Source organism: Bradyrhizobium jicamae, from assembly GCF_001440395.1.
GTDB lineage: Bacteria > Pseudomonadota > Alphaproteobacteria > Rhizobiales > Xanthobacteraceae > Bradyrhizobium > Bradyrhizobium jicamae.
This window is the reverse complement of record NZ_LLXZ01000049.1, coordinates 142,925-155,467: the sequence shown is the minus strand read 5'-3', so window position 1 is coordinate 155,467 and position 12,543 is coordinate 142,925. Positions and strand designations below refer to the sequence as shown.

14 protein-coding genes, 1 tRNA gene and 1 pseudogene are annotated in these 12,543 nt (G+C 60.8%); 3 read left to right on the top strand and 13 right to left on the bottom strand.

Translation table 11 applies throughout. The features are described from left to right. Window positions 1-27: 27 nt before the first annotated feature. The 5 genes from CQ12_RS08110 to CQ12_RS46170 form a co-directional block, all read right to left on the bottom strand. Complete coding sequence (locus tag CQ12_RS08110; protein WP_057834786.1) at window positions 28-402, bottom strand: hypothetical protein; 375 nt, start codon at window positions 400-402, stop codon at window positions 28-30. A gap of 613 nt (window positions 403-1,015) precedes the next feature. Further along, a complete protein-coding gene (locus CQ12_RS08105) occupies window positions 1,016-1,606 on the bottom strand; it encodes a hypothetical protein (RefSeq protein ID WP_057834785.1) in 591 nt (196 codons plus the stop codon). Further along, window positions 1,603-1,848 (bottom strand): DUF6074 family protein, encoded by a 246-nt coding sequence (locus CQ12_RS08100; protein WP_057834784.1) that lies wholly within the window; start codon window positions 1,846-1,848, stop codon window positions 1,603-1,605. Before CQ12_RS08100 ends, CQ12_RS08105 begins: the two co-directional genes overlap by 4 nt. After that, complete coding sequence (locus CQ12_RS08095; protein ID WP_057834783.1) at window positions 1,845-2,603, bottom strand: hypothetical protein; 759 nt, start codon at window positions 2,601-2,603, stop codon at window positions 1,845-1,847. Before CQ12_RS08095 ends, CQ12_RS08100 begins: the two co-directional genes overlap by 4 nt. A gap of 375 nt (window positions 2,604-2,978) precedes the next feature. Beyond that, the gene (locus CQ12_RS46170; RefSeq protein WP_245309792.1) at window positions 2,979-3,218 is read right to left on the bottom strand and encodes a hypothetical protein; all 240 of its coding nucleotides are present in this window, start codon (window positions 3,216-3,218) and stop codon (window positions 2,979-2,981) included. Between the two features lie 280 nt (window positions 3,219-3,498). Between CQ12_RS46170 and CQ12_RS46165 the strand changes: the two genes are divergently transcribed. Continuing rightward, the gene (locus tag CQ12_RS46165; protein ID WP_057834781.1) at window positions 3,499-3,942 is read left to right on the top strand and encodes a hypothetical protein; all 444 of its coding nucleotides are present in this window, start codon (window positions 3,499-3,501) and stop codon (window positions 3,940-3,942) included. Between the two features lie 489 nt (window positions 3,943-4,431). Here the strand turns inward: CQ12_RS46165 and CQ12_RS08075 are convergent, their stop codons facing one another. Continuing rightward, window positions 4,432-4,920 (bottom strand): hypothetical protein, encoded by a 489-nt coding sequence (locus CQ12_RS08075; RefSeq protein ID WP_057834779.1) that lies wholly within the window; start codon window positions 4,918-4,920, stop codon window positions 4,432-4,434. A gap of 622 nt (window positions 4,921-5,542) precedes the next feature. On the opposite strand from CQ12_RS08075, the gene CQ12_RS08070 reads away from it, so the two are divergent. After that, a complete protein-coding gene (locus tag CQ12_RS08070; RefSeq protein ID WP_057834816.1) occupies window positions 5,543-5,791 on the top strand; it encodes a helix-turn-helix transcriptional regulator in 249 nt (82 codons plus the stop codon). 1 nt (window position 5,792) lies between these two features. Next, window positions 5,793-6,887, top strand: coding sequence for a tyrosine-type recombinase/integrase (locus CQ12_RS08065; RefSeq protein WP_057834778.1), 1,095 nt, complete (start codon window positions 5,793-5,795; stop codon window positions 6,885-6,887). A 12-nt stretch (window positions 6,888-6,899) separates the two neighbouring features. Here CQ12_RS08065 and CQ12_RS43495 read toward each other — a convergent pair. The 7 genes and pseudogenes from CQ12_RS43495 to CQ12_RS47405 all read right to left on the bottom strand — a co-directional run. Further along, window positions 6,900-7,004 (bottom strand) — tRNA-Glu (locus tag CQ12_RS43495). 662 nt (window positions 7,005-7,666) lie between these two features. Then, window positions 7,667-8,392, bottom strand: coding sequence for an ABC transporter ATP-binding protein (locus CQ12_RS08060; RefSeq protein ID WP_057834815.1), 726 nt, complete (start codon window positions 8,390-8,392; stop codon window positions 7,667-7,669). After that, window positions 8,385-9,116, bottom strand: coding sequence for an ABC transporter ATP-binding protein (locus tag CQ12_RS08055; RefSeq protein ID WP_057834777.1), 732 nt, complete (start codon window positions 9,114-9,116; stop codon window positions 8,385-8,387). Before CQ12_RS08055 ends, CQ12_RS08060 begins: the two co-directional genes overlap by 8 nt. Beyond that, window positions 9,113-10,099 (bottom strand): branched-chain amino acid ABC transporter permease, encoded by a 987-nt coding sequence (locus tag CQ12_RS08050; RefSeq protein WP_245309791.1) that lies wholly within the window; start codon window positions 10,097-10,099, stop codon window positions 9,113-9,115. The genes CQ12_RS08055 and CQ12_RS08050 overlap by 4 nt, the downstream gene beginning before the upstream one ends. After that, the gene (locus CQ12_RS08045) at window positions 10,096-10,962 is read right to left on the bottom strand and encodes a branched-chain amino acid ABC transporter permease (RefSeq protein WP_057834775.1); all 867 of its coding nucleotides are present in this window, start codon (window positions 10,960-10,962) and stop codon (window positions 10,096-10,098) included. The genes CQ12_RS08050 and CQ12_RS08045 overlap by 4 nt, the downstream gene beginning before the upstream one ends. A gap of 68 nt (window positions 10,963-11,030) precedes the next feature. Then, window positions 11,031-12,230: an amino acid ABC transporter substrate-binding protein gene (locus CQ12_RS08040; RefSeq protein WP_057834774.1), complete on the bottom strand. Its 1,200-nt coding sequence runs from the start codon at window positions 12,228-12,230 to the stop codon at window positions 11,031-11,033. A gap of 187 nt (window positions 12,231-12,417) precedes the next feature. Further along, window positions 12,418-12,519, bottom strand: a pseudogene (locus CQ12_RS47405) (fumarylacetoacetate hydrolase family protein); the annotation flags it as partial. Window positions 12,520-12,543: the final 24 nt, after the last annotated feature.

Below are 12,543 nucleotides of genomic sequence, written 5' to 3'. Positions count from 1 at the left end.
ACTCGAGAGGCGTCCCACAACGTCCCATTAGCCCGGTCTTACGTCCCAAGATGTCCCACTGCGCCGGAGGAATGCTGTGATCCTGCTGCGTGAGATCAAGTATCGCTGCTTCACCGGATCAAAGAACGCGAATCCATCGGCGTTGCGGATCGGGTTAGCGCGGCAGAGCCGATGCAGCGTTGATCGCGGAATGCCGAACTCGTGGATCACATCGCCTGGCCGCATGAGGTCGCGGGGTGGGCTATCGTCTTGTGACGCAAGCGACTCCTCTCCCTCCATAGCGCGCAAGCGTTCCATCACCGCGGCAAGATCCCGGCCAATGCGCTCCAGATCAGCGCGAATGCCTGCCGTCGCGGTGGCGGCGGGTTCCGCGTCGGTCATTGTGGTCTGGGTGTCGATCATTGTCCCGCCCGTGGTTTGGCTAGCATGTAGATCTTGTGCGTACGCAGAGCTCGCATGCGACGCGCTCGGCCGTCGTTCTTGATCTTGCCGGTAGCAAGCAGATGGCGGACCGCTCGATACGTCGACTGCAGCTCTGACTCGTTCGGAATACGCCAGCCTGGTCGAGCGATGGGGCCGCCGAAGCAATAGGCGCACCCCGCGATCTCTTTGGTCGTCAATCCGGGGCGGCTTTCAAGGATCGAAAGGACGGCCCGGCGGAGGGCGCGTGGTCGGTAACTAAACCCCTTTCGGCGGTATGTCCTAAAAATCATGAGAAGCGTCCTGACAACGAAAGTGAGATTTTGGGAATCCGGAATATGCTGAATCAGGGCACGCGTCCTGCGCGCACGGTGTATGCATGCTGAAAGGTACCTTGACGTTTTTCCGCGGAGTTCGCCCCTCCCCGGCGTGGCCCGTGTGCGTCCGATCGACCTCGGCAGCGAGAACAGCGGGCAGCGCATGCCACGCGCGTCGGTAGCGATCCTACGTGGCCGATCGCTGGTGATAGGGGAGGCTGCTGGTGCGCCCCGCTCAATGCGCAGGCCCCCTGCTCCCGCTCAGTCGCCGTTTGCTTCTAGGCGACATCTCGCTCCTCCCCGGAGATATCGAGAGTAGTAGGGGTTTCCCCACCATGGCCTGTAGTGTGGGTTTCCCCACTATGGATTGGCGGTTTTCGGTGGGGGTTTCCCCTACTGAAACGTGAGGTTTTCCCACACTGGGATTTTGTTTTTGCCGGCTTCGCGTTTCTGGCTGCCTTCGCGATCGCAGCGGCTTCCTCAACCGACTCGAGACGTCGCCATCCGTTGGTGCCGTAACCGCGCTCGCCGTCGCTATGACGGTAGGTGAGCCTGAACAGGTTTGGCTGACGCCACTCAGCGTTTCCCGCACGGCCCTCCCGCGTGATCTCGACAAAGCCGAGGGCGACGGTCTCGCGGATGGCCGGCCTGATTGCCTGTCGATCAAGGCCATACGCCTGGAATTGGTCGTATGTGACGGGCAATTTTCCGTTGTCCGTGCCGCCGTGGTGCGCCATTTCGATTTCGAGCCGATCGAGAATCTTGCGCGCGGAAAGGCTCAAAACCCGATGCGCAGGCGACTCGAGCATTTCGATTGTCCGCGGGGCAAACTGTCCTCCGATCGCTGTTTTACGGCCGCGCCTGCTCATGCCGCACCGCCCATGAGCAAGCGCTGCAGCGACGCCCTGATCGCGGACTCCATGCAGCGAAGCTCGCGCTCGATTAGAGCGTCGTCGACTCCCTTGCGCCTCAAGGCGGCTCGCTGGACTTCCAGCTGATACAGGATGTGACGCTCACCGGCGTCAGGGTTGAGCTCAGCCGCTCGGTTCGCCTGCCGTTCGATGAAGGTGCGGCGGCGATCTAGTGGGAACGGGACGATGGTCGCGGTCATGCTGCTGCCTCGGGCTGTGCGGGTTGGTGCTGGACGCTGCTCGTGGTGGTGAGCACCTGCAGGAACTCAGCCGTCCCCTCAATCTGCTTGCGGACGCGCTCGTCGGCCTCGCGCCAGAAGGCGTCGACGCCTATTTGAGCGATGCGGTCCAAAATCGGATCGAGACCTGCCAGCGCTACGCGCAAGCCGTTGGCTAGGTTTGCGACTTCGCTCTGCTCCGCCGGTTTGGCTTCAATTGGCGCGGACCGGACCTGCTTCCCCATCTCTGCGAGGGCGGTGACAGTGGCTGGCTTCTCGGCCTCGACCGCCGACTCAAACCGCTCTTGCGGAACGTTGGCCACGCGAAGCGCTTGCTTGCGACGATGGTCAGAAAGACCGACGGCATCTGCGGCTTCTTTTCTGGATTGCGGTATCCAGCCATCCAGACTGGGCTCATTCTGAGAACCGCCAGGTATCCAACCCTCTAAACTCGGGTGGGCCACACCCGAGTTTTCCGACGGACGGCCGCCTTTGCTGGGCTCAATCTGATTGAGCAGTTCTCCCATGCGGCGCACTGCTCTACCGTGGATGCGCTTTGCATAGTCGAATAGCGTCTCGTCATCAGCCATCTTGGCGTAGCTGGCGAGCGCCTCAGCCTTGTTCGCCCAATCCTGGCATTCGTCGATGCTGGCGCATGACGCGAGCGCGAGCTTGGCCTGCTCATAGGTGGCGGGGAGCTTCGCTTGGACGATATCGATTTTGGCTGGAACGGTCATGCCGCCACCCCCGGCGCCCGATCTTGTCCGGAGTCCGAATCGCCGTCCTGGAAGGGACGGTAGACCGCGAAGCGAATGGTGCCGGAGCGGGTCTCCTTAACGGTATGGGCCGCTCCCCATTCGACGGAGCAGCGGATATCCCAATGCGCCCTACCCGGCCGGAAGACCGCAGCGTGATGTCCGGTGGCGCCTAGGATCGATTGTATCTCCCGGCAGGCATCCAACAGCGGTTGGCGGCTCCGACCGCTCAGGCCCAGGACCGGAACGTGCCAAGCGAAAACACCGGGGCGGACCTCTGCGCCGCGCTCGACGTGGATCAGCGGTTCGCCGGCTGCTGACTTCTGAGTGAGGACAGACATTTGTCGCGCCGCTCGTTCAAGAGCGACGGTTGTTCGGGTGGCGAACCCGGCTCTTCAGCCAGGCGCGACCTTCTTCGATGGGAATCCACACTCTGCCTGACCAAAGGGTCCACGGCAGACCATCAGGGAGATGTCGGTAGCGGGCAATGGTGCGCTGAGTGGTGTTGTTGTCCTCGGCAAACTTTTTCTCGGGAAAGTAGCCGTCCAGGATGCTTGCGCTGCCGCCTTGTTCGGCCGGCTGGGACTTTGTTTGCATCTATGCTGCCCTTGTTGTTGGCCGATGGGCCGAACTTGAGACAGCACTTACTTATTGCCAGACAATGCGGTTTGGCGAGGTAATAAAATCTCTTCTGGAAATTGCACTGGCATGCAGGCCCGCGGCGAGAACTGAGCGGCCTCCGCATGCGCTGAAGCACTTCGGACTTAGACCATGCCTGGACCGACGGCGAGCAGCCGTTCCATGCCCGCATGAGGCTGCGTTTCCGCTCTGCGTCGGGCGGCCACATCGAGGCTTCTGGCGCCGGACGACCCCACGATTGCAGAACCTCGACCTGCTTGTCCGGTTCGGATTTGCGAGATGCCGCAAGGAGCGCGGTGCGGTTGTCATCCAGGCCAGCATCGCGCGCTGCCTGCTTGGCTTCTTCCGAGATGCTGGCGACCCGCACTGCTCGACGCGCATCGTCTCGATCAACGCCGAGTTCGCGGGCTGCAGCGCTAAGGCCACCTTCTGGGCGCCCCTCCCGGGCAGGTTTTTGCGCAACTTGCGCAGAAACTCGCTCGGTGATCATGATCCACTCTGCTACCTGCTCGTCGCGCTCAAGCTTCGACAGCTCGGCGCGGTGCAGGTTCTCGGCGATCTCCCAGAGGCGGGCCTCGTCATTGGTCATCTTGACGATGGTGGCGGGGATGTGCTCCCGGCCGAGCTTCTTAGCTGCGGTCAGGCGGTGGGCGCCGGTGACAAGAAGAACCGCGTCAAATAGGAACGCCTTCCTCAACTCACCGGGGCTGTCCTCGGTGATCTCTGGGGCCGCCGCCTTGGTCGGCATCCTCCGCGCTTTGCCGTCGAGGCCAACGCGGGGCCGATCAACTGACCCATGCGGGTCAGTTGCAATCCGAGCGCGGCGAACGGTCTCCAAGCCGACGCCTGTTTCTTTGGCTATCGCTCGATTGGACATCTGCGTATTAGCCGCGACCGCCGCAGCGGCCCTCTGGCCTGCCGGCACATAAGCGACGCCGCAGTCGCATGAAGCATCAACGGTGGCGCCGCATCTCGCGCAGCTTCTCCACCGAGGCGCCCCGCGGCTTCCGCTGGCCTTCGCCGACTTTACCGTTGGTGGATATGCGTTCGGAGGGGGTGGTAACGGTTACCACCCCACCCGTCTCCAACCTTTGCCTGATCCTTCCGACGAAGGGGTGAAACGCCCCCGCGGTCTCCGCAATTTCGCGGTCGCTGCGTGTCGGATTGGCCTTCAGCTCTGCTTCCACCCGCGCCGCTTTCTCTGCGTTTCTAAGCGGCGCGGTGCGCGCACGACGGTGCTGGTTCGGGGACGCAAAATTCCCTCTTTCCGCCCTCTGGAAGGTTGTTCTCCAGGAACGCGGCCCCCAATTTTTTGCAACATCTCGATGGTGGAGAGCCGCGCTAACCGACCATTGAATTTCTTATTTTGCTTGACGATGTTGCCGACCTGGCGACCCTCGATATTGTATTGGCTGCCGGCCCTTTCCGCTGCTTCCCGTGATTTAAGGCCCTCAGCCAAGTACTTCCGGAAAGCCTCCTCGACTTTGACTCTGCGGCGCGCTTTATCGAGGCCGGTGGTGCGCTTGCACTGAAACTTCCACCCCATTATTGGCGGCTTGCCCGGCACAAGCATCTCGGCCAGTAGGTATCGTGCCTCCGCCGACATCTTCACATCGCTGCAGATCAACCTCGCCATCAGACTCATGTCGGGCAGCGCCATGAAGGCTTCTACCCAAGGATCGAAGGCTTCACCTGCATGACCGCGCTTCGTTGGCTCATTTCCCCTTCGCCTTTAGCCCCAGTTCGAACACCATCGCCATCATCACGCGCGGGGCTTCTGGCCGACTCATCTCCGATGGCGCTTGAAAATCCATTTGTCGAGCGCAGCGATGTCCGCAGGTGGGATCGATTCCTGACCATAACCGGAATCGCGTTCACCGGGGGCGGCCGATCCGCTTGCCCGGCCTTGCGCCGGGCTTTTTCCTATCAGCTCACGGCCACGTGATGCCGTTCATGCTGTGGGCTGAATGGTAGTTTCAGGATGTCCCCGATCGGCGAGAGTGGTCGCGATCCTTGTACCGGCGGCCCATCCGCGCCACCTTGCGGTTTCGCCGGGGGTTTGGTGGAATCCAGTTCGGCGAGGCGGATTCGCCTCTCAACAAGTGGTTAATGCGGAGTTTATATTCGCCGCATACACCCAGACTTCTGACGACTGTTTCCCCGTGACCAGCGGGACTAGCGAATCCAGATCCCTCTTCATTTGGGCCCCGGTTTCGCGGAATGCGAACAACGGTGCTAGGTTGCTTGGTCGGCCGGGCGCCCAAATGAATCGAGACTTGCTGATGGCCCGACAGGCCGCACTTCCCCCGACTCTGGCGCCCCGGCTGATTGGCCGGGAGGCGTCGGCGGCCTACGTGTCGGTCTCTCCCAACACCTTCGACATGATGGTCCGTGACGGCCGGATGCCTCGACCTCGGATTCTGACCGCTGGCCGGAAGGCGTGGGATGTGCGCTTGCTCGACCAAGCGATTGATCTGCTTCCGTTGGACGGCGGAGATGCTATCTCCGTTGACGATGGCTGGGACGATTAGCATGCGCCGGAGATTGCCGCCCAACGTAGAGAAGAACGTCGTTAGGGGTCACGTCTATCTCTCCTACCGTGTCGGCAAGGGGCCGAGGATCAAGTTGCCCAGCGATCCGACGACGGACGAGTTCAAGCAAGCGTACGCGCAAGCCGTGGCTGGATCGTCCTCGAAGACCAGGCCGATCCTGACGAAGGACGCTGCGCGATCGATCGGTGCCCTCGTTACTTCTTACCTGGACAGCGACGGCTTCGCGTCGCTCGGTGAAGGAAGCAAGCCGGGATATCGCAGCAGGATGGATCAGATCCGCCGCGACCATGGTCACCGCGCCGTTGCTGGACTGACGAAAGAGCGCATCGAAGAGAAAATTCTGAGGCCCCTTCACAATTTTCCCGGGGCAAAGATCGACACGTTGAAGAAGCTCCGCATCCTGATCGGTCATGCCAAAGAACTTAAGTGGCTCGCGGCCGATCCATCCGACGGAATCAAGCGCGGCAAATCCAAAGAGATCCCCGCATGGACCGATGCCGAGATGGAGGCCTTCGAGAAAAAGTGGCCCATCGGAACGAAGCAGCGTGCGGCATATGAACTGATGCTCAATACCGGCACCGCGCGCGCAGATGTCCATCTGACGACTTGGGCACAGGTCGACGACGAAGGATTCGAGTACACCCGTCGCAAGACTGGCGTTGCGGTCGCCGTCGCAATGGCAAGCTCCCTGCGCGAGGCTCTTGCCGCCCTGTCCCGCGGGCATGTCTGCATCTTCACGACCGAGTACAACAAGCCCTTCACGGTCGACGGATACAGTGGATGGATGCGAGATGCGATGACCGCGGCTGGATTGCCGCTCGATTGCAAGCCGCATGGTCTGCGCAAAACGTTCGGTCGATTGCTCGCCGACGCCGGCAACAGCGCGCACGACATCATGGCTGCCATGGGTCATCTGACTCTGGCGGAAGCCGAACGCTACACCCGTGAAGCCGATCGCCGCCGTGGTGGCCGCCGCGCCATCGTGAAGTTGGAAGATCACAAAGCGAACAAAGCTCCCCAAACCCTTTCAGACGGTTTGGGGAAACAGGCAAAAATCCAAAGGAAATCAAGATGAGGATGAGGTCACTGGCGCTCCCTAGGGGAATCGAACCCCTGTTTCAGCCCCTTGAGAGGGCTAAGACGACGTGGGTGTTTCGCTCGCGTGCTCGCCGCCACCGACATCGAGCAAAGCAGCTTTGATCTGGTTCGCATACGAGATGCTGCTTTTGATAGTGTGCAGACGAGATGCACTGGATCTGAAAGGCCTCGAGGCCGCAGCAATTTTAAGGATTAGATTACAACTTGCCCCTGCCGCGGCGCTACCGGAGTAGCTACGGCGCCATCGCAAGGATTTGGCAGGGGAGCGTCTCGAACCCTCGACATCATTCTTTGTACTCACTGTAACCAGAAATCTTCCCCCTAGGCCGAACACTCAGCGATCGCGACGAGCACGATCAGCTCTAGTCGCACGTTCGCCATGCCCTTGCGACCCAAGTCTCCAAGCCGCCAACGCTGCGGGTCTCATATCACTCGAACGAGCGATCATCCACACTGGCTTTGATAGATCTTCCTTGATCTCCCGGTGCACACGTCGTGCACACGCCGCCTTCTAACCGCCTGAAAAACTTGAACTCTCGCTCCAATCCATCATCGGAGCGACGGAAAATTTCCATTTCATCTCAATTGCTTATTCGCAACACCGGCTCAATGCAACAGGACGTTTTCGAAACCCTGCCTGTCCGCGGAGCATGTCCGACCAACTAAAATATCGAAAACAACCCCATGCAAAGTAGCGTCGCAGCAAGCGAGACGACGCCACCCCCGCCTTCGAAGCCACAATTACAATCTCCAGCTTCACGGGGCCTGATCGGTGCGGCCGCCGAGATAGGCACTGATGACTGCGGGGTTGTGGCGGAGATTGTCGGCGCTGTCTTCGCCCGTGATGGCGCCATTCTCGATCAGATAGCCGCGATCCGCTATCTTCAGGCTCAGCGTGGCATTCTGCTCGACAAGCAGGATGCCGAAGCCGCTCGCAGCTATCTTCTTCAGCGACTTGAACAGGTCTTTTGACAGCAAAGGCGACAGACCGAGCGAGGGTTCGTCCAGCATCAGAACGTCGGGTGCGGACATGAGAGCGCGGCCGATCGCGACCATCTGTTGCTCGCCACCCGACATCGTACGCACCTGTTGCCGCTTGCGTTCCGTGAGGCGCGGAAAGAGATCGTAGACAAGCCTGAGCGTCGACGCCTCGCTGGCGCGCGCACGCTTCGCAAAGGCACCAAGTGCGAGGTTCTCCTCGACGCTAAGCTCACCGAATACGCCACGCCCCTCGGGCACCAACGCAATGCCGTGTTCGACGATTCGATGCGCGGCCATTCCCGAGATCGCCTGGCCGTTCATGCGAATCTCGGTTCCAGGCTCGGTCCTGACCATACCGGCGACCGCCTTCAGAAGGCTGGACTTTCCGGCACCGTTGGTCCCGAGCATGACGGAGATTTCGGCTTTCTTGACGTGCAGCGACACCCCGTGCAACGCGGTGTGGTGGCCATAACGAACGCCGAGATTGCTTACCTCAAGCATCGTCATCTCCGAGATAGGCACGAATGACATCGGGATCGGCGAGCACCGCCGCCGCAGCCCCGTCAGCAATCTTGACGCCGGAGTTCATGACGACGCAGCGACCGCAGAGGGTCCGGATCGCATCCATCACATGTTCGACCATGATGATCGTGCGGCCCTCGCGGTTGATATCGCGCACGAGGTTGATGCCGATAAGAAGCTCCGATGGATTAAGTCCGGCGAGCCATTCGTCCAGAAGCAGGAGCTGGGGATCGGCGGCCAGCGCACGCGCCAGTTCGACCCGCTTCTGGTCAATGTAGGTCATCGCCGAAACCGGGGAGTTCTCGCGACCCATCAGGCCCACCCGACCCAGGAGCTCCCTGGCAAAATCGTGGGCGCGCGGCCCCCACAGTCGGTTTCGCGCAAACACCGCGCCTGCCATGACATTCTCGATCGCGGTCATCGACGGAAGCACGCGAACGAGTTGGAACGTGCGGGCTATGCCCGCCCTCGCAACCATCTCGGTCGGCAGCCCTGAAATGCGGCAGCCTGCAAGCTTGATCTCCCCGGATGTCGGACCGAGCGCTCCCGAGATCAGGTTGAGCATCGTCGTCTTGCCCGAACCATTGGGCCCGATCAGCCCGATGAGTTCGCCTTCGCGAACCTCGAAGCTCACGTCGTTGACGGCGATCAGCCCCCCGAACGCCTTGCGCGCCTGTGAGACGCTGATCAAGGTAGCACTCATGCCGCCTTCTCCCCGATTTCGTTCCGAGTTGTGCTGCTGACACCAGGCTCGGCCCGACGCAGGATTCGATCGCGCAGGCGTTCCAGCAGGCCCGTCACCCCATCGGGCAAGAGATAGACAATCGCCAGGAACGCGACGCCGACAACGACCGAGCTGTGGTTCGGGAAACGCGAGGTGATGAACTCCATCAGAATGATGAAGGGGACAACGCCGACCAGAGGTCCCCATAGCCGCCGGGTGCCACCGAGCAGCGCGATGATCACGACCTGGAAGGAGATCATCGGATTGAAAGCAGCTTGCGGCTCGATATAGGCGTAACGCGGGGCGCTGATCGCGCCGGCGATGCCGATGAACGCGCCGGATATCATGAAGAGAATAATCTTGGTGCGGGCGGTCGCGATCCCGACATGCCGGGCCACCGTCTCGTCGTCGCCGATGATGCGCAGGGCGAATCCCAGGCGCGATCGGTTGATCAACCAGCCGACGACAAAGACCAGTGACGTGAGCGCAAGCAGCATCCAGTAGAGATCGCGCTCGGTGAGATCGGTAAAGACGTAAAGTCCCATCTTGTGCGCGAAACGCGACTGTGACCAGGCGACGATCTGTCGGATGAGTTCGGCGAGTCCAAGACTGAAGATGACAAAATAGACGCCGGACAGTCTTAGCGTAGCGGCCCCCACCAGCCCGGCGAGCGCCGCCGAGCTCAGCGCTGCAACGAGGAGAAGCGCACCAAACGGCAGTGAATCCAGTCCCAACGCGACCGAATAGGTTCCAACTCCGAAAAATGCGGCGCTTGCAAGCGACACAAGGCGGGTCGGTCCCGAGAACAGCGCCCATGCCGTGCACATGGCGGCATAGAGCATCAGGTTGACGCCAAGTGACAGAGCGAACCCTTCGCTGACCAGCGGGAGGAGCGAGAGCAACGCGACTGCGGCAAGGCCAAAGGCGGCGACCACCATTTCGTTGCGATGGAGGCCCATCATGCCGAGGCCCTCCCCAGTATCCCCTGCGGCCGGAACAGCAGCACCAGAATGAAGAGCGCATAGTTGGTCGCAAGCGTCAGGCCGGGATCGATCAGGCTAGCAACCGTGGTCTCGGCCACGCCGAGGATCAACGCAGCGATCGTTGCTCCCCGCACATCACCCACACCGCCCATGATCACGATGATCAGCGCCTTCATGGTGAAGACGACGCCCATGGAGGCGTTGAACGTATAGAACGTGGAGAGCAACGTTCCGCCGCAAGCGGTCAATGCGCCGCCAAGGGCAAAGGCAAACCCGGCCATCCTGGGAACGTCGATGGCCACGAGCTGGGCCGATGTGGGATCGACGGCAACCGCACGAATGGCTGTGCCGTACCTGGTGAAATAAAGGAAGAGATAAAGCAGAGCCGCGATGCTTGCAGCCGCGATGAAAGCCACGACGCGATTCAGTCCGTAAGAATCACCCAGGATCAGGAACGGTTCGGCCAGAAATTTGTAGCTGAAATAGCCTCCACCGAAACCGAGCAACATCAGGCCCTGGAACAGGAACAAGAGGCCGAAGGTTGCCAGGATCGTATCGACTTCGAGCATGCCCCGGTTTCTGGCGCGGCGGACCAGCGGCTGCAGGAGGCCCGCATAGATGAGCCAGTTCAGCGCAACGGCGATTGGAGCAATCGCAAGCATGCCGATGAGAGGATTCACCTCCACAACCGTGAACAACCAGAACGCAACGAAGCATGCGGCAACGAGCGTCTCGCCGTTGGCCAGATTCATGATGCGCGCGACGCCGTATTGCAGCGTCAGCCCCAGCGCGATCAGCGCATAGGTTCCGCCGAGCAGCAGGCCCGTGACGAGGATTTGCATGTGAGCCGTCCCAAAACATCAGCGACGGATCCGGCGCGGATCATTTCGCGCCGGATCGCGTCTTCGGATCAGTTCCAGGCTGGCTTTTTGATCGGCGCGTTGGCGCCGTCCACACCAAGGCCGTTGACGCCCTGGAGCACGCCATTATTCCACTGCCCTACGGTCCAGACCCGACCGAGCATGTTGTTGTTGAAAGAGACCTTGCCGATGACGGTGTCGAATGTTCCGCTCGAGATCGCCTTGGTGACCGCGGCGCGGTCCTTACTGCCGACCTTCTCGATCGCCTGCTGAAGGATCTGGAGCGATGCATAGACCACCGGGCTGGCCCAATAGTCCGGCTCCTGTCCGGTCACTTGCTTGTGGCGTTCACGATAATCCTTGTATGCGCGATCGGCGGGATTGATGCCGCCCATCGCAAGCACACCCTCGGCCTGTTTGGCGAAACGCTTGGCGTAGCCACTCAAGGCCCCACCTACGCCAACATAGAAGGCATCGACATTCAGGCCCTGGATCTGTGCCTGCTCGGTGAGTGCGAAAGTGTCCGGCGGATATGAGAAAGCGACGAACGCATCCGCCTTGGCCGCCTTGGCGCCGCTGATGATCGGCGCCAGATCCTGGGTGCCGATCGGGTATGACGTCTCGTAGACGATGTCGAATCCGGCGGTCTTGAACGCAGGCTTGGCCGATTGAATCATCTCCAGGCCGAATGCTTCGCCCACATGCGCCAGTGCCACCTTGTTGCCGATCTGGCCCTTGTCTCGCAAGGTTTTCAGTGTCCCGACGACGCCGGTGGACATATCCGACGCCTTGCCGAGCAGCCAGAACGAGTTGGGCCAACGCTTGACGAACGTTTCCAGCTCGTTGGCGTTTCCGGTCGCAATGAGTTGCGGATAGCCATAACGCGCGATCAGCGGCGCCGCCGCCAGGTTGATGCCGGTGGTATAGGGCGCGACGATGAAGTCGACCTTATCAACCGTCGCCAACCGCTGGATGTTCTTGACGGCTTCTTCGGGACCGCTCTTGTCGTCGTATTCGACAAGTTCGACTTTCAGGAGTTTCTCGCCGACCTTGATGCCGCCCTTCTGATTCACGTCGTGAACCCAGAGCTGCATGTTCGGCCAATAGACGGCGGTTGCACCTGCCGTCAGCGGTCCCGTCTTGGACGCGCTGACTCCGACTTTCAGCGTTTCCTCGGCTATCGCTGCTCCAGCTCCAAGGCTGAACAGCGCGACTGAGACCATCAACGAGTTGAACGTTCGCCTGAGCATTAAATCCTCCCCTGCTTTTCTCGGCTGGACGCCGTGATCGACTGCCCATTGCCTTGAATCAATTTCGGAACGTTTTTGTATTTTCGATATTCTTATTTATTTCGAAAACAGAGGTCAAGTCGCATTCCGCTGCGAGCGACAACGCGCCGCGCGGGGTGCCAGCAGGATCGATTCAGCGATCGTTCGCAGGATTGCGCCGGCCCTCAAGCTGACCGGGCTGCGTTCCCGTGGCGATAACATCGCCTGGAACGAGGTCGAAGATGCTGGAGCAGTATTCGATCAGCCGCGGACCTGCTCTCGTCGACCTCTTCAT

Bases quoted from the DNA above. Each gene is read 5' to 3' on its own strand.
- CQ12_RS08110 (WP_057834786.1), bottom strand. From the start codon at position 402: ATGATCGACACCCAGACCACAATGACCGACGCGGAACCCGCCGCCACC.
- CQ12_RS08105 (WP_057834785.1), bottom strand. From the start codon at position 1,606: ATGAGCAGGCGCGGCCGTAAAACAGCGATCGGAGGACAGTTTGCCCCG.
- CQ12_RS08100 (WP_057834784.1), bottom strand. From the start codon at position 1,848: ATGACCGCGACCATCGTCCCGTTCCCACTAGATCGCCGCCGCACCTTC.
- CQ12_RS08095 (WP_057834783.1), bottom strand. From the start codon at position 2,603: ATGACCGTTCCAGCCAAAATCGATATCGTCCAAGCGAAGCTCCCCGCC.
- CQ12_RS46170 (WP_245309792.1), bottom strand. From the start codon at position 3,218: ATGCAAACAAAGTCCCAGCCGGCCGAACAAGGCGGCAGCGCAAGCATC.
- CQ12_RS08075 (WP_057834779.1), bottom strand. From the start codon at position 4,920: ATGGCGCTGCCCGACATGAGTCTGATGGCGAGGTTGATCTGCAGCGAT.
- CQ12_RS08070 (WP_057834816.1), top strand. From the start codon at position 5,543: ATGGCCCGACAGGCCGCACTTCCCCCGACTCTGGCGCCCCGGCTGATT.
- CQ12_RS08065 (WP_057834778.1), top strand. From the start codon at position 5,793: ATGCGCCGGAGATTGCCGCCCAACGTAGAGAAGAACGTCGTTAGGGGT.
- CQ12_RS08060 (WP_057834815.1), bottom strand. From the start codon at position 8,392: ATGCTTGAGGTAAGCAATCTCGGCGTTCGTTATGGCCACCACACCGCG.
- CQ12_RS08055 (WP_057834777.1), bottom strand. From the start codon at position 9,116: ATGAGTGCTACCTTGATCAGCGTCTCACAGGCGCGCAAGGCGTTCGGG.
- CQ12_RS08050 (WP_245309791.1), bottom strand. From the start codon at position 10,099: ATGATGGGCCTCCATCGCAACGAAATGGTGGTCGCCGCCTTTGGCCTT.
- CQ12_RS08045 (WP_057834775.1), bottom strand. From the start codon at position 10,962: ATGCAAATCCTCGTCACGGGCCTGCTGCTCGGCGGAACCTATGCGCTG.
- CQ12_RS08040 (WP_057834774.1), bottom strand. From the start codon at position 12,230: ATGCTCAGGCGAACGTTCAACTCGTTGATGGTCTCAGTCGCGCTGTTC.